The sequence below is a fragment of the Methylobacterium sp. Leaf100 genome, assembly GCF_001422845.1.
Taxonomy (GTDB): domain Bacteria; phylum Pseudomonadota; class Alphaproteobacteria; order Rhizobiales; family Beijerinckiaceae; genus Methylobacterium.
Map to the genome: position 1 here is coordinate 239,675 of NZ_LMMW01000045.1, position 17,069 is coordinate 256,743.

Genomic DNA, 17,069 nt, shown 5'->3' on the forward strand with positions numbered 1-17,069 from the left:
TCTCGGGCAGATGCGCTAGACCTGCATGATTTCCTTTTCCTTGGACGCCAGCACGCCGTCGATCTCGGCGATGTGCTGATCGGTGACCTTCTGGACTTCACCGGCCTGACGCTTCTCGTCGTCTTCGCTGATGGCGCCGTCCTTCTCCAGCTTCTTCAGATGGTCGAGCCCGTCGCGACGCACGTGGCGGACGGCGACACGAGCCTCTTCCGTATACTTGTGTGCGACCTTGACCATTTCCTTGCGGCGCTGCTCGTTCATCTCCGGCACGCGCAGGCGGATGGTTTGGCCTTCCGTCTGGGGGTTCATGCCGAGGTCGGATTCGCGGATCGCTTTCTCGACGGCGCTGACCATGCCCCGGTCCCAGACCGAAATGCTCAGCAGGCGGGGCTCCGGCACGCTCACGGTGGCGACCTGCGCCATTGGCATCATCGCCCCGTAGGCATCGACCTGGATCGGATCGAGGATGCTCGGGGTCGCGCGGCCCGTTCGCAGGGAACCGAGGTCGCCCTTGAGGGAGGTGACGGCCCCCTGCATGCGGCGCTTGATGTCGTTCAGATCGAATTCGGGGATAGCAGCCATGCGTTCAGTGTCCCGACGCGAACAGAGAGGGAGGGAAGCCGGGCCGCCGGGGCCCGTTCTGCGGCTTCAATGAACCAAAACCCTGTGGCCCGCAAATGTGTTCGCGGCCCTTCGGCGTTTCGCATCCGAGGATCGCGGGAGCGTGGATCAAGGAACCACGTGGGTGGCCGGTGCCTCCCCCGTGAGGATGGCCCGGATCGAGCTCGGCGCATGGACGGACCCGACCACGATGGAGAGACGGCTCTCGCGGGCGAGGGCGAAAGCGGCGGTGTCCATCACCTTGAGGTCGCGGCCGATGGCCTCGTCGTGGGTGAGGCGATCGTAGCGGGTGGCGGACGGGTCGATCTTCGGATCGGCAGAGTAGACCCCGTCCACCTGTGTCGCCTTGAGCACGGCATCGCAACGCAGCTCGGCCGCGCGCAGAACGGCGGCCGTATCGGTGGTGAAGAACGGGTTGCCGGTGCCGCCCGCGAGCACGATGACCTGCCCCTTGTCGAGGTGATGCAGGGCGGGCTGCCGCGCGAAGGTCTCGCAGATCGTCGGCATCGACACGGCCGACATGGTGCGGGCGGGTACGCCGGCGGCGTTCAGTGCGGTCTCGAGGGCCAGCGAGTTCATCACCGTCGCCATCATGCCGAGCGAATCCCCGGTGGCCCGGTCGATCCAGCCCGCGGCCGAGATGCGCGCACCGCGGATCATGTTGCCGCCGCCGACCACCAGGGCGAGTTGGATTCCAGCTTCCCGCGTACGGGCGATGTCGTCGGCGATACCGGCGAGCGTCGGGGGGTGCAGCCAGTAACCGTCCGGCGCAGCGAGCGCCTCCCCGGACAGCTTCACGAGGACGCGGCGAAACGGTGTGGTCTCCGGCATCGAGCCAGTCCCCTCAAAGCCGTCCCGAAATCGGGGCGGSGAGCCAATCGGAAGCGGAGGGGTGTCTAGCGCAGGCGGGACCGAAACGTCGAGGGGCGGCGGCATCGCTGCCACCGCCCCCCTCACATTTTCGTCAGACCGTCGGTCCGTGATCAGCCGCGAGCGGCGGCCGCGACCTCGGCGGCGAAATCCGGGGCCTCTTCCTTCTCGATGCCCTCACCGAGGGCGTAGCGAACGAAGGCGGTGAGCTTGACCGGTGCGCCGGCCTTGCCCTCGGCTTCCTTGAGGACCTGCGTGATGGTCTTCGATCCGTCGTGCACGAAGGGCTGCTCGAGGAGGGTGACCTCCTTGTAGTAGCTCTTCAGGCCGCTCTCGACGATCTTGGCGAGCACATTTTCGGGCTTTCCGGCGTTCTTCTCGCGCAGGATGTTGATCTCGCGGTCGAGGGTCGGCTGGTCGACGCCGGCGGCATCGAGGGCCACCGGGTTGGTGGCGGCGACGTGCATGGCGATCTGGCGACCGAGGGTGGAGAGCACCTCGACGTCACCCTCGGACTCGAGGGCGACGAGGACGCCGATCTTGCCGAGGCCGTCGACCACCTGGCCGTGGACGTAGGAGGCGATGACGCCCTTGGTCACGTCGAGCTTGGCGACGCGGCGCAGGGTCATGTTCTCGCCGATGGTGGCGATGAGGTTCGCGAGGCTCTCCTTGACGGTGGTCTCGGCGCCGGGGAACTTGGCGGACTCGAGGCCTTCGAGGGTGCCGTCGGTATCCAGGGCGAGCTTGGCGGCCTCGCGGGCAAAGCCCTGGAAGCTGTCGTTGCGGGCGACGAAGTCCGTCTCGGAGTTCACCTCGACGAGGGCGGCGTGGTGCCCGGCGGACTCGACGGCGACGAGGCCCTCGGCGGCGACGCGGCCGGCCTTCTTGGCGGCCTTGGCGAGGCCCTTCTTGCGCAGCCAGTCGACGGCGGCTTCGATGTCGCCGTCCGTCTCGTTCAGTGCGCCCTTGCAGTCCATCATGCCCGCGCCGGTCTTTTCGCGGAGCTCTTTCACCAGTGCGGCGGTGATGTTGGCCATGGCCTGTCCTTTCCGGGACTCTTGATGTGGGGGATTCTTGAAGTGAAGGAGCCCGGCGCTCTGGAAAAAGCACCGGGCTTCAGGATGATGGTGTCGATCCGTCGGTGGCGGCCCTGGCTCGAGGCCGCCGTGGCGGTCTCAGGCGGCGGCGGCGGCCTCGGCGAAGCCACGGGCCTGCTCGACCCAGCCGTCACGGCCGATGCGGCCATTGAGCTTGAGATCGGCATCGACCTTCGCGACGTCCGCTTCGCTCATCGCGGCGATCTGCCAGTAATGGTAGACGCCGGCTTCGTTGAGCTTCTGAACGATCTGGGGACCGGCACCGTGGAGCTTCGACAGGTCGTCGGGGGCGCCGCGCGGGGCCGAGAGCAGTTCGAAGTGCTCGGTGGACTCAACGAGGGCTGCCACATCGGCCTGGGTGACCGAGCCGGACTCGATGGAAGCCGCGCCCTCGTCGTTGGCGGGCAGCTCCTCGGCGGTCGGCTCCTCGGAGGCACCGAGATCGATGCCGCTCGAGCCCTGACCGCGCGAGATGCCGTCGATGGCAGCGCGGGCGATGAGGTCGCAGTACAGAGCGATTGCGCGGCCGGCGTCATCGTTGGCCGGAACCACGTAGGTGATGCCGTCCGGGTTGCAGTTGGTGTCGACGATGGCGGCCACCGGGATCCCGAGGCGCTGGGCCTCCTTGATCGCGAGCTGCTCCTTGTTGGTGTCGATCACGAACAGCAGGTCGGGCACGCCGCCCATGTCCTTGATGCCGCCGAGGGCCTTCTCGAGCTTGTCCTTCTCGCGGGCGAGCATGAGACGCTCCTTCTTAGTGAGGCCCTGGGCCCCGCCATCGAGGATCTCGTCGACCTTGCGCAGGCGCGAGATCGAGCCCGAGATGGTCTTCCAGTTGGTCAGCATGCCGCCGAGCCAGCGGGAGTTGACGTAGTACTGGGCCGAACGCTTAGCGGCCTCGGCGATGGTGTCGGCGGCCTGGCGCTTGGTGCCGACGAACAGCACGCGGCCACCCTTGGCCACGGTGTCGCTCACGGCCTGCAGGGCTTGGTGAAGCGCCGGCACGGTCTGGGCCAGGTCGATGATGTGGATGTTGTTGCGCGTCCCGAAGATGTAGGACTGCATCTTCGGGTTCCAGCGGTGGGCCTGGTGCCCGAAGTGGGCGCCGGCCTCGAGAAGCTGACGCATGCTGAAATCAACGGCCATGATCTTTTGTCTCTCCGGTTATGCCGCCGCGGAGGAAGCGACCAGGGTCCCGTGGGGCACCGGTCACCGGAAACGCCTCATTCAGGCATGAGGCCAACTCCGCGTGTGGAATGGGCGGGGCCTTACCAGACGGTTTTTGCGATGGCAAGGTTTTGGGGCGGGCGGAGCCCGTCAGGCCTGTGCGCCGCCGAAAACGGCGGCGATCGCGGCCTCGTCCATCACCCGGTACGCGCCGGCCTCGAGATCGGCCGGCAAGTCGAGCCCGCCGATTCGGTCGCGGTGGAGGCCGACGACGTGGTTATCGACGGCGGCGAACATGCGCCGGACCTGATGGTAGCGACCCTCGTGCAGGGTGACGGCGGCGAGGGTCTCGTCGTGAACCTCCGTCTCCACCGGCAGGAGCGGCTTGTCCTCGCCCTCCAGCATCAGGGTGCCGGAGGCGAAAATCGCGGCTTCGTTGCCCTTGAGCGGGCGGTCCAGAGTCACCTGGTATCGCTTGGCGACGTTGGATTTCGGCGCGATGATCCGATGCAGCAGGGCGCCGTCGTCGGTCAGCAGCAGGAGGCCGGACGTCTCCTTGTCGAGGCGGCCGACGGTGGACAGGGCCGGGTCGCGCCGGCGCCAGCGGTCGGGCAGCAGACCGTAGACCAGCGGCCCCGCCTCCTTGTGCGAGCAGGTGACGCCGAGCGGCTTGTGCAGCATCAGGGTCACGCCCGGCGGCGGATCGAGGGGGGCGCCGTCCACCATCATGCGCTGCGCCAGATCGGGTGTGACCGGGATGCGCTGGTCCGAATCCCGCAAGGGGGCGCCGTCGAGGACGACGAGGCCGGCCCCGGTGAGGAGCCCGATCTCACGGCGCGAGCCGTAGCCCATGTTCGCGAGCAGGCGGTCGAGGCGCAGGGTCGGGGTCTTGCCCGCCTTGCTCATTTCCGGGCCTCGAAGATCTTGTAGCCGCCGGACGATGCTTTCAGCTCGACGGTCTTGAATGCGGCCTTGAGGGGCTTCTCGTAGGGAAGGTGCATGTTGGCGGTGAGCCACAGGGTCCCGCCCGGGCGCAGGGCCTCGGCCGCACGGGCGATGAAGCCCTGGCCGAGGGCCTGATCCTCTGAACCGCCGTCGTGGAAGGGCGGGTTCATCACCACGAAGTCGAGGCGGCTGAGGCCGAGATGGCCCGCGCGGATGTCGGCCCAGCGGATCGTGGCGCGCGGATCGCCGACGTTGCGCGTCGCCATTTCCACGGCACGCCGGTCGATGTCGATGAGGGTCAGGGTCGTGACCTTGGGCGAATGCAGGACGGAGCGCGCCAGGACCCCGAGGCCGCAGCCGAAATCGGCACCGCTGCCGGAGAGCGGGGGGAGCAGCGACAGGAGCAGGGCCGAGCCCGGATCGAGGCGGTCGTAGGAGAAGATGCCGGCCTGCGAGCACAGGGCGAGGTTGTCGATATGACGCGGACCACCCTCATCGAGGGCCGCCTTCAGATCGCCGATGGCCTCCGGCCGATCGACCACGCAGATGCGGTGGTGGCGCCGGGCGCTCTCCGTCGCCGGCGCTCCGAAGCCCGCGAGTTCCTTGGCCAAGCGGGAGCCACCCCGGTCCTTCGGGGCGAGGGCCGTGAGGCGGCCTCCGGGACGCAGCGCGCGCAGCGCCTGGGCCAGGACGTAGCGGCGCTCGATGGTGCCGGCCGGCGCCAGCACGTCGATCCGTTCGAGGCTGCCCAGATCGACATCCTCGATCCGTGGCGACCCCGGGATCAGCGGCGAAAGTTGAACGGCGCCGTCGGCGGCCCCCTCCGGCCCATCGATGAGTTCAGCGGGCGGGAGGCCGTAGACGGCGTGCAAGAACGATGTGACGGACATGATGATACGATCCGGCGCGGATGGTGCGCGCCTCGACGGCTGAGAGCGTGACGGGTGACCTGAGCTGGTCGGTGATAGCCGATGCCGAAGCAGGTTCGCGTCGGCAAGCCAACGCTTCACCCTGTTCGGCTTCCTGACAGGTCGCCGATCCTCGACGGGAAACCGGCGACCACATGGGTGAAACCTTGCTAGCCGCGGGGGAATTCCAGGCCCATCTCGCGGTAGCGTGCCGGATCGTCGGCCCAGTTCTCGCGCACCTTCACGTGCAGGAACAGGTGAACCGTCTGCTCGGCCGCCTCGGCGATCTCCCGCCGCGCCGCCTGGCCGATGGCCTTGATGGTCTGGCCGCCCTTGCCGAGCACGATGGAGCGCTGGCTCTCGCGCTCGACGAAGATGGTCTGCTCGATGCGCACCGATCCGTCGGTCCGCACCTGCCACTGATCGGTCTCGACGGTGGAGCGGTAGGGCAGTTCCTCGTGCAGGCGGTCGTAGAGCTTTTCGCGGGTGATCTCGGAGGCCAGCATGCGGATCGGGGCGTCCGAGACCTGATCCTCGGGGTAGAGCCACGGGCTCTTCGGCATCATTGAAGCCAGGGTCGCCTTCAGCACGTCGATGCCGTCGCCGTTCAGCGCCGAGATCATGAAGGTGTGGGTGAAGGCGATGCGCTCGTTGAGCGAGGCGGAGAGCGCCAGCAGGCGGTCGCGCGGGATGAGATCGATTTTGTTGAGGATCAGGACCTTGGGGCGTTTCACATCGGGGAGCTTGGCCAGGATCGCCTCGACCTCGTCGGAGACGCCCTTGCGGGCATCGATGAGCAGGCACACGGCGTCGGCGTCCGACGCGCCGCTCCAGGCGGAATGCACCATGGCGCGGTCGAGGCGGCGCTTCGGCGCGAAGATGCCGGGGGTGTCGACGAGGATGATCTGCGCCGTGCCCTCCATGACGATGCCGCGCACGAGTGCGCGCGTCGTCTGCACCTTGCGGGAGACGATGGACACCTTGGTGCCGACGAGGCTGTTCAAAAGTGTCGACTTGCCGGCATTCGGGATGCCGATGAGAGCGACGAAGCCGGCGGTGGTGTTCTCCGGCATGGGCGCCGAAGGGATCGGCACCAGGGGCGGCAGATCGTCGTCGTCGTGGTCGGTCTCGAAATCGGGATCAGACATCGGGGGAATTTCCTTCGCGGACGTCCGCCGACGTCTCCATGGTTGGGGTGGGGGTCTGACCGAGCACCTCGCGCTCCAGCACGAGGCGGGCGGCCTCCTGCTCGGCAAGGCGCTTGGACGGGCCGGAACCGATGCCGGGCGCGAAGCCCTCGACCCGGGCGGCTATGCGGAACAGGGGGGCATGATCGGGGCCGGAGCGCTCCACCACCTCGTAGGCGGGGATCGGCAGGCCGCGGCCCATCGCCCACTCCTGGAGCGACGACTTGGCGTCGCGTCCCCGCGGGGCGGCCGTGTCGACGCCCGGAGTGAAGGCGGCCTCCACGATGGCCTTGGCCTTGGCATAGCCGGCGTCGAGGAACACGGCGCCGAGGATCGACTCGCAGGCATCGGCCAGGATGGTCTGGTTGCGGCGCCCGCCGCTCTGGACCTCGCCGGGGCCGAGCAACAGGTGCGGACCGACATCCCAGGCGGTGGCCACGGCGGCGCAGGTCTCGCGCCGGACGAGGCCGGCGAGGCGCCGCGACAGGTCACCCTCGTCGGCTCCCGGAAACGCGGCGTAGAGGAGATCGCCGATGGCGAGACCCAGCACACGATCGCCGAGGAATTCGAGGCGCTGATAGCTGCCGAGACGGCCATTGCCGCCCGCCTTGCTCACGTGGGTCAGCGCCAGGACCAGCAGGTTCGGGTCGGCAAAGGCATGGCCGATCGCGGCTTCGAGCACGGCGAGGCCGGGCTTCGGACGCGGCGCGCGCCGCGCCCGGCTGGAGGGACGCGCCTCTTCGTCCACGGTTCGCAATCGCCCTACTGAATGGTGGTGAACAGGCGGCCCCAGCGGACCTTCGCCGGCCAGTTCCAGATCTGCCACGCCGGCGTGCCCTCGTCGATGGAGAAGAAGATCATCTCCGCCCGGCCGACGAAGTTCTCGAATGGCACGAAGCCCACATTGGCGAGATCGCGCGAATCGGTGGAGTTGTCGCGGTTGTCGCCCATCATGAAGAACCGCCCTTCCGGCACGGTGTAGGGCTCGGTGTTGTCCCAGTAACCGTTGTCGCCGTCGCGCTCGATCACCTTGTGGGTGACGCCGCCCGGCAGGGTCTCGAGGTACTGCTCGGCCTTGGCCTGCTCACCGTAGGGGCCGGTGGTCTCGAACGGCGCGATCTTCTCGCGCTTGACCGGCACGTCGTTGATGTAGAGCAGGCCGGCCTTCATCTGGATCTTGTCGCCGGGCAGGCCGATGACGCGCTTGATGTAGTCCGTGGCATTGTCCTTGGGCAGCTTGAACACCGCGATGTCGCCGCGCTTCGGGGTCGCCGCCCAGACCCGGCCGTCGGCCGTGAACGGCAGGTACTCGCTCAGGGGCAGGGAGTATTTCGAGTAGCCATAGGAATATTTCGAGACGAAGAGGTAATCGCCGATGAGGAGCGTCGGCACGAGCGACCCCGACGGGATGTTGAACGGCTGGAACAGCAGCGTCCGTACCACGAGGGCGATGAGCAGCGCCTGGCCGCCGACCTTCAGGGTTTCCTTGATGCTGGCCCAGGTTCCGGTCTCGGCCGCCTTCAAGTCATGCTTCGTCTGGTGGTCCACGCGGGCACGTTCCATCTGGCTGGCCTCTCCGATTCGACACGGAAGGCCGACATCCAGGCCCCGTCCGTCATCGACGGTCGAGCGGCGGCATAGACCATGCGCGGAGGAGCCGCAACGCGAGGGGCCGCCGGCTAGGCCCGGAGGGTGCCGAGCGGCACCGCCTCGATGATCACGAAGGCCTGAGCCATGGGAGGATCGTCCGTAAGGGTGATGTGGACCTTGGGGGCATGACCCGCCGGAATCAGCCCGGCGAGGTGCGTCGCGGCCCCGCCGGTCAGGCGTAGGGTCGGGCGACCGCCGGGCAGGTTCACCACCTCCATGTCCCGCCAGAATACGCCCTGGCTGAGACCGGTGCCGAGCGCCTTGGCGCAGGCCTCCTTGGCGGCGAAGCGCCGGGCGTAGGACGGCGCGCGGGCGGCGCGGGCATCGCATTTCGCCCGCTCTCCGTCGGTGAAGACCCGGTGGGTGAAGCGCTCGCCGTAGCGTTCGAGGGAGCGTGCGATGCGGCGGATGTCGCAGAGATCGGAGCCGATGCCGACGATCATGCGGCGCTCGCTCCCCGGGCGGCGTCCATGGCCGCCCGCATGTCGCGGACGGCTTGATCCAACCCCGTGAAGATCGCCTCGCCGATGAGGGCGTGGCCGATGTTGAGCTCGGCGATCTCGGCCAACGCCGCCACCGGTCCGACGCTGTCCAGGGCCAAGCCGTGACCGGCATGGATCTCCAGGCCGAGGCTGGCGCCATGCGTCGCCGCGCGGGCGATTCGAGCGAGTTCCACCGACACCCGTTTGGTGTTTCCGGCCGCCACCGCCTCGCAATAGGTCCCAGTGTGGAGCTCGACCACGGGGGCGCCGAGGCGGTGTGCGGCGTCCATCACCGCGACATCGGGCTCGACGAACAGGGATACGCGGATGCCGGCCGCGCTCAGGGCAATGATGCGGGGCGCCAGATGTTCGTGGCCGCCGACGATGTCGAGCCCCCCCTCGGTGGTGCGCTCCTCGCGCTTCTCCGGCACGAGGCAGGCGGCATGGGGCTTCAGGCGAATCGCCAGGGCGACCATCTCGTCGGTGGCCGCCATCTCGAAGTTGAGGGGGACGGTCAGGACCCGGGCCAAGGTCTCCATGTCGGCGTCGCGGATGTGGCGCCGGTCCTCGCGCAAGTGCGCCGTGATGCCGTCCGCCCCCGCCTCGACGGCCATGCGCGCCGCCCGGATCGGATCGGGTTGCCCGCCGCCGCGCGCATTGCGAACGGTGGCGACGTGGTCGATGTTCACGCCGAGACGCAAGGAACGATGAGTCATGTTTCCGGCGGACTCCAAACGCGATCCCCACGGAGATCAACACGGCCCGGTCGTTTCACCAGGCCAGCACCATCGTTATATAGGCCTCGCAAGCACGAACGGGGATACGGCATACGATGGGATTTCTCGACGGCCTTCTCGGCCACGGCAGCGACCTCTCGGCGGCGGAGGTCAGCGAGCAGCTCGCCGGCATCCTCACTGAGGGTGAAAGCGTGCAGGTCGCCTTCCGACTCCTGAGGGATCTCATCGTCTTCACCGACCGGCGTTTGATCCTCGTGGACAAGCAGGGGATCACCGGCCGCAAGGTCCAGTACATGACGGTGCCGTACCGGGCGATCACCTGCTTCTCCGTCGAGACGGCCGGGAGTTTCGACCTCGATTCCGAACTCAAGATCTGGGTGTCCGGCAGGGCCGAGCCGATCCAGAAGACCTTGAAGCGGGGCGCGAACATCCTGGGCATCCAGCAGGCGATCGCGGCATCGATTCGGTAGGCCGCGCAGGAACCCACCCCCGGCATTCCCGTTGAACCGTCTAGATTTTTTGCCGGCTCATGGAGTTCTGGATGTCACGCTCGATTCCCCTCGCCCTGGCGCTCGCCCTTGCCGCATCGACGGCAGCACTCGCCGATCAGCCCGGAGCCGATTGGATGCCCGCCGCGCAGGTGAAACAGAAGTTGATGGCGGAGGGCTACACCAGCATCACGGAGTTCGAGGCCGATGATGGCCATTGGGAGGGCGAGGGCGTGAAGAACGGCACGAAGATGCAGTTCCACGCCGATCCGAAGACGGGGGCACTCCTGTCCGAAAAGCCGAACAAATAACCGGACGCCCACGAGCGGACGATGAGCGTCGAATCGTGCTGAGCAACGTCGACATGGTTGGCCGCTTGCTCGTGGCCGCGCTGCTCGGCAGCGTCATCGGCTTCGAACGGGAGCGACTGGTATGGGCGGCCGGCATGCGGACGCACATGCTGGTCTGCGTCGGTTCGTGCCTGCTGATGATCGTCTCGGCCTTCGGGTTCGCCGACATCCTGGGCCGACCGAACGTGACCCTCGATCCGTCGCGTGTCGCCGCCCAGGTGGTGTCCGGCATCGGCTTCCTCGGTGCCGGCACGATCCTCTTGCGCGGTGAGGTTGTGAAGGGCCTCACAACCGCCGCGAGCCTCTGGGCGGTGGCCGCCATTGGTCTTGCGTCCGGGGGCGGGCTCTACGTACCGGCCATCGCCACAACTGCCATCGTGCTGGGTATCCTGGCGGGCATGAAGCCGTTGGAACAACGCTACCGCGAGCGGCGCCAGAAATACGATCTGCGCATCGTCGCTCGACACAATGCGCTGACCCTCGCACACCTGCGCGCCCTCGCCGGGCCGTGTGCGCCGAAGCTGCGGCAGATCGTAATTCGCCAGCGCGGAGTCGATGCGAGCGATGAGATCACCCTTTGCCTCGTGCATGTGGACCGCAATACCCTCAATGCGCTGACCGAGCGGCTGCGCCGGCACGAAGCCGTCGCGAGCGTGGAGACGATCCACCGCGAAACCACCACGCGGGATCCCAGCGTCTGAGATGCCGAGCCGAAGGTCGGCCCTTCTCACCGCTCTGGGCCCGAATGGCGGCTGCCTTGCCAAGCCCGAACAACTGGTTTATCCGCCACCCCTCGTGTTCGCTCCGGCTGGGGGCTGAACGGACGATGCCGATTCGTTCGGCATAGGGCGAGGTTCCGCAAGGGCTTTTCCCGTCGTCCCGTGTCTCCGCCTTCGATCAACCGCTCGGGCCTTCAAACGGCTCGAAGGGCTTGGCGCCGGGCGATTTCGCGTACGAACCGGCCCGACGCTTCTTATCCCGCACTCCCATGTGCCGTCGGGTCCCTTTGGATATGAAGGGCCCGTTAATGCCTCTCTACGAACACGTCTTCCTGGCACGCCAGGACGTGACGACCCAGCAGGTCGAGACCATGGTCGAGACCTACAAGGGCGTCATCGAAGCCAATGGCGGCAAGGTCGAGAAGATCGAGATGTGGGGCGTGAAGTCCCTCGCCTACCGCATCAAGAAGAACCGCAAGGCGCATTTCACGCTCCTCAACGTCGACGCCCCCCCGGCCGCCCTGGCTGAGATGGAGCGCCAGATGCAGATCTCCGAGGACGTCCTGCGTTTCATGACCGTCCGCGTCGAAGAGCTCGAGTCCGAGCCGTCGGCGATGATGCAGAAGCGCGACCGCGACGACCGCAAGGATCGTGAGCGCGGCCGTCGTCGTGACGACGAAGGCTTCGGCGGTGGTGGTGGATTCGGCGGCGACCGCGATCGCGGCGACCGTGGTGATCGCGGCGACCGGGGCGACCGCCCCGAGCGCAGCTTCGGCGGGGAGGCTTAAGCTATGGCGTTTGGTGCTGGACCCGGTGCACCCGCCGCTGGCGGTGCTGGTGGTGGTGCGGGCGGCGGACGCCGTCCCTTCTTCCGTCGTCGGAAGACTTGCCCCTTCTCGGGCGCGAACGCGCCCAAGATCGACTACAAGGACGTCAAGCTCCTGTCGCGCTACGTCTCCGAGCGCGGCAAGATCGTCCCGTCGCGCATCACGGCGGTGTCCGCCAAGAAGCAGCGTGAGCTCGCCCAGGCGATCAAGCGCGCCCGCTTCCTCGGCTTCCTGCCCTACGTGATCAAGTAGTCACGACCGCCTCGGCTCCGATGGAGCCGAGGCACATGCCGGTTCACCGGTAGAAGTGTTTCGTACCGGCCTTCGATGGTGAGGGCTGGGAGACGTTGGGGCGATGCGTGCCTCTAACCCTGCCCGGCACCGGGACAGTGGGACAGCGGGATCGATGGGTCAGTTTCTCGGAATCGGTATCGGCGCGGGCCTCGTCTCGGCCCTCCTCTTCGGCGTGCTGCTGAAGGCGACGGCACTCGCCATCATCCTCTATCTGCTCGCCCCGCTCCCGATCCTCATCGTCGGGCTCGGCTGGAGCCACAAGGCCGCCCTCGTCGCGGCCGTCACCGGCAGCCTCGCGCTGGCCCTCGTGGTGCAGCCCTTCCTCGGCCTCGGCTTTCTCGCCTATCTGGCCCTGCCCGCCTGGTGGCTCGCCTACCTCGCGCTCCTCGGCCGGCCCGGCGCCGACGGTACCATGGAATGGTATCCGACAGGCCGGCTGCTGGCGTGGACCGCCGGCACGGCCGGCCTTGCCTTCGTCGCCATCGCAGTCATCGCGGCGCCGAACTACGAGACCTTCCACACGCAGCTGCGCGACATGACGCGCACCATCGTGAAGATCCAGACCCAGGGGCGCGCGGCCGTCCCGGCCCAGACCGCCCCTGATGCGGCGGACCCGGATGCTCCGAAACCGGACGCGAGCAAGCCCGACGACACCTTGAAGGACGACGTGTCCGACGCCCTGGCCCGCATCGCGCCGGGTCTCGCCGCGCAGGGCTTGGCCGTCCTCCTCGTGTTCTACTTATGGGCCGCCGCGAAAATCGTAAAAATGTCGGGCCGCCTGCCCCGGCCTTGGCCCGACCTGCCCTCCACGCGAATGCCGCGCCGGGTCCTCGGCATCCTGGCCGTCGCCCTCCTGCTGACCTTCACGCCGGGCTATCCCGGTGTGCTCGGCGTGGCCGTGGCCGGCGCCCTCAGCGCGGCCTTCGCCATCCAGGGACTTGCCGCCTTCCACGACCGAAGCCGGGGCCGCCCGGGGCGCCTCGCCCTACTGTTCGGCCTGTACCTCATCCTGTTCGTGACCCAGGGGATCGCCTTCGTGGCCCTGACCCTGTTCGGCATCGCCGACACCGCCCTCGACCGGCGCCGTCCGAAGGACGTGCCCGGGCGACCTTGAGCCTGCCGCCGGCCGAGGCCGGCGGTTTTCCATCCCAACCCCAACCGAAGGACCAGAACCATGGAAGTCATCCTCCTCGAGCGCGTCGCCAAGCTCGGCCAGATGGGCGAGACCGTGAACGTGAAGCCGGGCTACGCCCGCAACTTCCTCCTCGCCCGCGGCAAGGCCCTGCGCGCCACCGCCGGCAACAAGAAGCACTTCGAGACCCAGCGCGCCCAGCTCGAGGCCCGCAACCTCGAGAAGAAGTCCGAGGCCCAGACCGTCGCCGAGACCCTCGAGGGCAAGAGCTTCGTGCTCATCCGCCAGTCGGGCGAGACCGGCGTGCTCTACGGCTCGGTCTCGACCCGCGATCTCGCCGAGGTCGTCACCGCCGAGGGTTTCTCGGTCGGTCGCGACCAGTTCGCGCTGAACCAGCCGATCAAGACCCTCGGCCTGCACGTCGTCCCCGTCGTGCTGCACCCCGAGGTCGAGGTCTCCGTGACCGTCAACGTCGCCCGCTCCCCCGAGGAGGCCGAGCGTCAGGCCCGCGGCGAGTCCACCACCGAGCGCGAGGCGTTCAACCTCGACGACCTCGGCCTCGAAGTCGGCGCGGCGCTGGCCGAGGCCGGCGACGACCGCGAGTAAGCCGATTCACGGCCCTTCGGGGCGGTGGAGAACGGGGAGCGATAGCGTTCACGGTTTGACTTGTTCCTCCTTTGTTCCAAAATAGACGCCCGCGCCTCGCCTGAGTCGCGGGCGTTCGTGCGTCCGGCTCTGGCCGGGCTCGCACGCGGATCGGTCGATCGTGATCAGAGGCTCTTAACCACGGTGCGCCATGGTTGGCCTCTGAATGAAGGCGGGTTGGGTGACCACATCCCCGCGCGCTTGGAAAAGTCGGAGCCTCGAGTCAGCCCATGGCCCTGCCCAACGCCCTCGTGGCCAACCTTCAACAGGTGACGCAGGAATTCCGCGTCGCGCCGCACAACATCGATGCGGAGCAGGCCCTGCTCGGCGCGATCCTAGTCAACAACGACGCCTACTATCGCATCTCGGACTTCCTCTTGGCCGAGCACTTCATGGAAGACGTCCACCGCAAGATCTTCGAGGTGGCTTCGCAGCTCATCAAGGGCGGCAAGCTCGCGACCCCGATCACCCTGAAGACGTATCTCGGCGACGCCGATCTCGGTGGCCAGACGGTGATGCAGTACCTCGCCCGCCTCGCGGCCGAGGCGACCACGGTCATCAACGCGGGCGATTACGGCCGCACCATCTACGATCTGGCTATACGGCGCCGGCTCATCACCATCGGCGAGGATCTGGTGAACGGCGCCTACGAGGCCCCGGTGGAATCCTCGCCCCGCGACCAGATCGAGGGCACCGAGCGCAGGCTCTACGAACTCGCCGAATCGGGCAAGTACGACGGCGGCTTCCAGAAATTTTCCGAGGCGCTCACCACCGCCGTCGACATGGCCGCCAAGGCCTACCAGCGCGAGGGCAAGCTTTCGGGCATCGCCACCGGCCTGTCCGACCTCGACGCCAAGATGGGCGGTTTGCAATCGTCGGATCTCATCATCCTCGCGGGCCGCCCGGCCATGGGCAAGACCTCGCTGGTGACCAACATCGCCTTCAACATCGCCAAGGCCTATAAGGGCGAGAAGGGCGCCGATGGCGTCATGAAGACGGTCAACGGCGGCATCGTCGGGTTCTTCTCCCTCGAAATGTCGGCCGAGCAGCTCGCCACCCGCATCATCGCCGAGCAGTCCGGCGTGCCCTCCTACAAGATCCGCCGCGGCGACATCCGCCCGGAGGATTTCTACAAGATCACCGATGCCGCCCGGGACATGCAGACGATCCCGTTCTACATCGACCAGACCGGCGGCATCTCCATCGCCCAGCTCGCGGCGCGTGCCCGGCGCCTCAAGCGCCAGAAGGGTCTCGACCTGCTCATCGTCGATTACCTCCAGCTCCTGTCGGGCTCCGGCAAGCGCTCGGACAACCGCGTGCAGGAGATGACCGAGATCACCACGGGCATGAAGGCGCTGGCCAAGGAACTCGCCGTGCCGATCATCGGCCTGTCGCAGCTCTCGCGTCAGGTCGAGAACCGCGAGGACAAGCGTCCGCAGCTCTCGGACCTGCGCGAATCGGGCTCCATCGAGCAGGACGCCGATGTGGTGATGTTCGTGTTCCGCGAGGAGTACTACGTCAACAACAAGAAACCCCGTGAGGGCACGGAAGAGTTCTTCGCCTGGGAAGCCGAGATGAACCGCGTCCACGGCAAGGCCGAGGTGATCCTGGGCAAGCAGCGCCACGGCCCCACCGGCACGGTTGAGCTCCAGTTCGACGCAAACATCACGCGGTTCTCGAACCTTGCCCAGTCGGACCGAATCCCCGACCAGCATATGTGATCGCATGTCAGGCGATTCGGTGCCAATTCCTACGAGCGATCTGGTGGTGGAAGCCTCCGGCCCTTGTTTAGGGTCTGCTTCGGAACGAACCCTGCCGAATCAATGACCGAACAAAGCTGGACAGCGTGATCGAAGCAGGCCACGGCGCCACCCTCACCATCGACCTCGGGGCCATCGCGGCGAACTGGCGCCGCCTCGCGGACGAGGCGCCCGGCCTCACCTGCGCGGCGGTGGTCAAGGCCGACGCCTATGGCTGCGGCCTCACCCAAGTCGCGCCCGCCCTGTGGGCGGCCGGGTGCCGAACCTACTTCGTCGCCCACCTCGGCGAGGCCGTCACGGCGCGCGCGCTTCTGCCGCACGCGACCATCTACGTCCTCAACGGGCTTCTGCCCGGCATCGGCCCCGCGCTCATCGCCCATGCCCTGCGCCCGGTCCTCGGATCGCGCGAGGAGATGATCGAGTGGGCGGCGCTTGCCGCCGAGTCCGGCGCTCCGAGGCCAGCCGCGCTCCATATCGACACCGGGATGAACCGCCTCGGCTTCTGCGTGTCCGAGGCGCTGGGACTCGTCGACGATCCCCTCGTGGCCCGGGCGGGCATCGACCTCCTGATGACCCATCTCGTCAGTGCCGAATTGCCGGACGAGGCCATCAATGCGCGGCAGGCTGCGGACTTCGCCCGCCTGCGCGCGGCCTTGCCGGGAATCCCCGCCTCCTTCGCCAATTCATCCGGCGTCTTCCTGGGTACGCGAGCCCACCACGACCTGCTGCGCCCCGGCTATGCGCTCTTCGGTGGCAACCCCAAGCCGGGTACACCCAATCCCATGCGTCCGGTGGTGCGCCTGGAGGCGACCATCGTGCAGGTTCGTACCGTCGTGGCCGGCGAGACCGCCGGCTACAACGCCGCCTGGCGTGCGGATGGCCGCCGCCGCCTCGCTACCCTCTCACTCGGTTACGCCGACGGCTATCCGCGTGCGGCGAGCGGACGGGGTATGGCCCTGGTCGACGGCGTACGTTGCCCAATCGTCGGGCTCATCTCCATGGATCTCGTCATTCTCGACGTCACCGGCGCCCCCGGCGCAGCGCGTGGTGGAACCGCGACGCTCATCGGTGACGCCCTCGACATCGACACTGTCGGGCACGCTGCCGGCACCATCGGCTACGAGATCCTGACGGGGCTGGGTTCTCGCTATGTTCGCCATTATGTGACAGGAACCGAGGCCTGAGGGGCC

The 17,069-nt window shown here is 67.6% G+C and carries 20 protein-coding genes; 9 read left to right on the forward strand and 11 right to left on the reverse strand.

The genetic code is table 11. The annotated features are described in order from the left end of the window. Positions 1 to 15 precede the first annotated feature (15 nt). The 11 genes from frr to ASF25_RS17220 all read right to left on the reverse strand — a co-directional run bounded on the left by frr (position 16) and on the right by ASF25_RS17220 (position 9,643). Positions 16 to 582 carry a ribosome recycling factor gene (gene frr, locus ASF25_RS17170; RefSeq protein WP_056173131.1) on the reverse strand — a complete coding sequence of 189 codons (567 nt, stop codon included), beginning with the start codon at positions 580 to 582 and terminating at the stop codon, positions 16 to 18. A 147-nt stretch (positions 583 to 729) separates the two neighbouring features. Next, a complete protein-coding gene (gene pyrH / locus ASF25_RS17175) occupies positions 730 to 1,452 on the reverse strand; it encodes a UMP kinase (RefSeq protein WP_056173129.1) in 723 nt (240 codons plus the stop codon). A gap of 152 nt (positions 1,453 to 1,604) precedes the next feature. Continuing rightward, positions 1,605 to 2,528 carry a translation elongation factor Ts gene (gene tsf, locus ASF25_RS17180; RefSeq protein ID WP_056173126.1) on the reverse strand — a complete coding sequence of 308 codons (924 nt, stop codon included), beginning with the start codon at positions 2,526 to 2,528 and terminating at the stop codon, positions 1,605 to 1,607. Positions 2,529 to 2,666: 138 nt separating this feature from the next. Then, positions 2,667 to 3,734, reverse strand: coding sequence for a 30S ribosomal protein S2 (locus tag ASF25_RS17185; RefSeq protein ID WP_056173123.1), 1,068 nt, complete (start codon positions 3,732 to 3,734; stop codon positions 2,667 to 2,669). Positions 3,735 to 3,905: 171 nt separating this feature from the next. After that, positions 3,906 to 4,661, reverse strand: a complete 756-nt coding sequence (locus ASF25_RS17190) for a pseudouridine synthase (protein ID WP_056306079.1) — start codon at positions 4,659 to 4,661, stop codon at positions 3,906 to 3,908. Continuing rightward, the gene (locus tag ASF25_RS17195; RefSeq protein WP_056306082.1) at positions 4,658 to 5,590 is read right to left on the reverse strand and encodes a methyltransferase; all 933 of its coding nucleotides are present in this window, start codon (positions 5,588 to 5,590) and stop codon (positions 4,658 to 4,660) included. Before ASF25_RS17195 ends, ASF25_RS17190 begins: the two co-directional genes overlap by 4 nt. Positions 5,591 to 5,778: 188 nt before the next feature. Then, entirely contained in the window at positions 5,779 to 6,756 is a 978-nt protein-coding gene (gene era, locus ASF25_RS17200; protein ID WP_056173114.1) for a GTPase Era, read from the reverse strand. Beyond that, positions 6,749 to 7,543 carry a ribonuclease III gene (gene rnc, locus ASF25_RS17205; RefSeq protein WP_056262778.1) on the reverse strand — a complete coding sequence of 265 codons (795 nt, stop codon included), beginning with the start codon at positions 7,541 to 7,543 and terminating at the stop codon, positions 6,749 to 6,751. The genes era and rnc overlap by 8 nt, the downstream gene beginning before the upstream one ends. A 14-nt stretch (positions 7,544 to 7,557) precedes the next feature. Beyond that, complete coding sequence (gene lepB / locus ASF25_RS17210; RefSeq protein ID WP_056173108.1) at positions 7,558 to 8,358, reverse strand: signal peptidase I; 801 nt, start codon at positions 8,356 to 8,358, stop codon at positions 7,558 to 7,560. 116 nt (positions 8,359 to 8,474) lie between these two features. Further along, positions 8,475 to 8,888: a holo-ACP synthase gene (gene acpS / locus ASF25_RS17215; protein ID WP_056306083.1), complete on the reverse strand. Its 414-nt coding sequence runs from the start codon at positions 8,886 to 8,888 to the stop codon at positions 8,475 to 8,477. Next, a complete protein-coding gene (locus tag ASF25_RS17220; RefSeq protein ID WP_056306085.1) occupies positions 8,885 to 9,643 on the reverse strand; it encodes a pyridoxine 5'-phosphate synthase in 759 nt (252 codons plus the stop codon). The genes acpS and ASF25_RS17220 overlap by 4 nt, the downstream gene beginning before the upstream one ends. A gap of 116 nt (positions 9,644 to 9,759) precedes the next feature. On the opposite strand from ASF25_RS17220, the gene ASF25_RS17225 reads away from it, so the two are divergent. From ASF25_RS17225 to alr, 9 genes are all read left to right on the forward strand, one after another. Beyond that, complete coding sequence (locus ASF25_RS17225) at positions 9,760 to 10,134, forward strand: PH domain-containing protein (protein ID WP_056173100.1); 375 nt, start codon at positions 9,760 to 9,762, stop codon at positions 10,132 to 10,134. Between the two features lie 71 nt (positions 10,135 to 10,205). Further along, the gene (locus ASF25_RS17230; protein ID WP_056174085.1) at positions 10,206 to 10,463 is read left to right on the forward strand and encodes a PepSY domain-containing protein; all 258 of its coding nucleotides are present in this window, start codon (positions 10,206 to 10,208) and stop codon (positions 10,461 to 10,463) included. Between the two features lie 35 nt (positions 10,464 to 10,498). Next, the gene (locus ASF25_RS17235; protein WP_056306087.1) at positions 10,499 to 11,203 is read left to right on the forward strand and encodes an MgtC/SapB family protein; all 705 of its coding nucleotides are present in this window, start codon (positions 10,499 to 10,501) and stop codon (positions 11,201 to 11,203) included. 326 nt (positions 11,204 to 11,529) lie between these two features. Then, positions 11,530 to 12,009 (forward strand): 30S ribosomal protein S6, encoded by a 480-nt coding sequence (rpsF, locus tag ASF25_RS17240; RefSeq protein WP_056173095.1) that lies wholly within the window; start codon positions 11,530 to 11,532, stop codon positions 12,007 to 12,009. Between the two features lie 3 nt (positions 12,010 to 12,012). Next, entirely contained in the window at positions 12,013 to 12,300 is a 288-nt protein-coding gene (gene rpsR / locus ASF25_RS17245) for a 30S ribosomal protein S18 (protein ID WP_056173092.1), read from the forward strand. Between the two features lie 154 nt (positions 12,301 to 12,454). Further along, a complete protein-coding gene (locus ASF25_RS17250) occupies positions 12,455 to 13,456 on the forward strand; it encodes a DUF2232 domain-containing protein (protein WP_056306089.1) in 1,002 nt (333 codons plus the stop codon). A 60-nt stretch (positions 13,457 to 13,516) separates the two neighbouring features. Beyond that, positions 13,517 to 14,080 carry a 50S ribosomal protein L9 gene (gene rplI / locus ASF25_RS17255; protein WP_056086662.1) on the forward strand — a complete coding sequence of 188 codons (564 nt, stop codon included), beginning with the start codon at positions 13,517 to 13,519 and terminating at the stop codon, positions 14,078 to 14,080. A 269-nt stretch (positions 14,081 to 14,349) separates the two neighbouring features. After that, on the forward strand, positions 14,350 to 15,840 hold the full coding sequence (locus ASF25_RS17260) for a replicative DNA helicase (protein ID WP_056086665.1): 1,491 nt from the start codon (positions 14,350 to 14,352) through the stop codon (positions 15,838 to 15,840). A gap of 125 nt (positions 15,841 to 15,965) precedes the next feature. Further along, positions 15,966 to 17,063, forward strand: a complete 1,098-nt coding sequence (alr, locus tag ASF25_RS17265) for an alanine racemase (protein WP_082502861.1) — start codon at positions 15,966 to 15,968, stop codon at positions 17,061 to 17,063. Positions 17,064 to 17,069 lie beyond the last annotated feature (6 nt).

Bases quoted from the DNA above. Each gene is read 5' to 3' on its own strand.
- era (WP_056173114.1), bottom strand. From the start codon at position 6,756: ATGTCTGATCCCGATTTCGAGACCGACCACGACGACGACGATCTGCCG.
- ASF25_RS17225 (WP_056173100.1), top strand. From the start codon at position 9,760: ATGGGATTTCTCGACGGCCTTCTCGGCCACGGCAGCGACCTCTCGGCG.
- ASF25_RS17220 (WP_056306085.1), bottom strand. From the start codon at position 9,643: ATGACTCATCGTTCCTTGCGTCTCGGCGTGAACATCGACCACGTCGCC.
- lepB (WP_056173108.1), bottom strand. From the start codon at position 8,358: ATGGAACGTGCCCGCGTGGACCACCAGACGAAGCATGACTTGAAGGCG.
- ASF25_RS17195 (WP_056306082.1), bottom strand. From the start codon at position 5,590: ATGTCCGTCACATCGTTCTTGCACGCCGTCTACGGCCTCCCGCCCGCT.
- rpsF (WP_056173095.1), top strand. From the start codon at position 11,530: ATGCCTCTCTACGAACACGTCTTCCTGGCACGCCAGGACGTGACGACC.
- ASF25_RS17190 (WP_056306079.1), bottom strand. From the start codon at position 4,661: ATGAGCAAGGCGGGCAAGACCCCGACCCTGCGCCTCGACCGCCTGCTC.
- pyrH (WP_056173129.1), bottom strand. From the start codon at position 1,452: ATGCCGGAGACCACACCGTTTCGCCGCGTCCTCGTGAAGCTGTCCGGG.
- ASF25_RS17260 (WP_056086665.1), top strand. From the start codon at position 14,350: ATGGCCCTGCCCAACGCCCTCGTGGCCAACCTTCAACAGGTGACGCAG.
- ASF25_RS17250 (WP_056306089.1), top strand. From the start codon at position 12,455: ATGGGTCAGTTTCTCGGAATCGGTATCGGCGCGGGCCTCGTCTCGGCC.
- rpsR (WP_056173092.1), top strand. From the start codon at position 12,013: ATGGCGTTTGGTGCTGGACCCGGTGCACCCGCCGCTGGCGGTGCTGGT.
- tsf (WP_056173126.1), bottom strand. From the start codon at position 2,528: ATGGCCAACATCACCGCCGCACTGGTGAAAGAGCTCCGCGAAAAGACC.
- acpS (WP_056306083.1), bottom strand. From the start codon at position 8,888: ATGATCGTCGGCATCGGCTCCGATCTCTGCGACATCCGCCGCATCGCA.
- frr (WP_056173131.1), bottom strand. From the start codon at position 582: ATGGCTGCTATCCCCGAATTCGATCTGAACGACATCAAGCGCCGCATG.
- rplI (WP_056086662.1), top strand. From the start codon at position 13,517: ATGGAAGTCATCCTCCTCGAGCGCGTCGCCAAGCTCGGCCAGATGGGC.
- ASF25_RS17185 (WP_056173123.1), bottom strand. From the start codon at position 3,734: ATGGCCGTTGATTTCAGCATGCGTCAGCTTCTCGAGGCCGGCGCCCAC.
- ASF25_RS17230 (WP_056174085.1), top strand. From the start codon at position 10,206: ATGTCACGCTCGATTCCCCTCGCCCTGGCGCTCGCCCTTGCCGCATCG.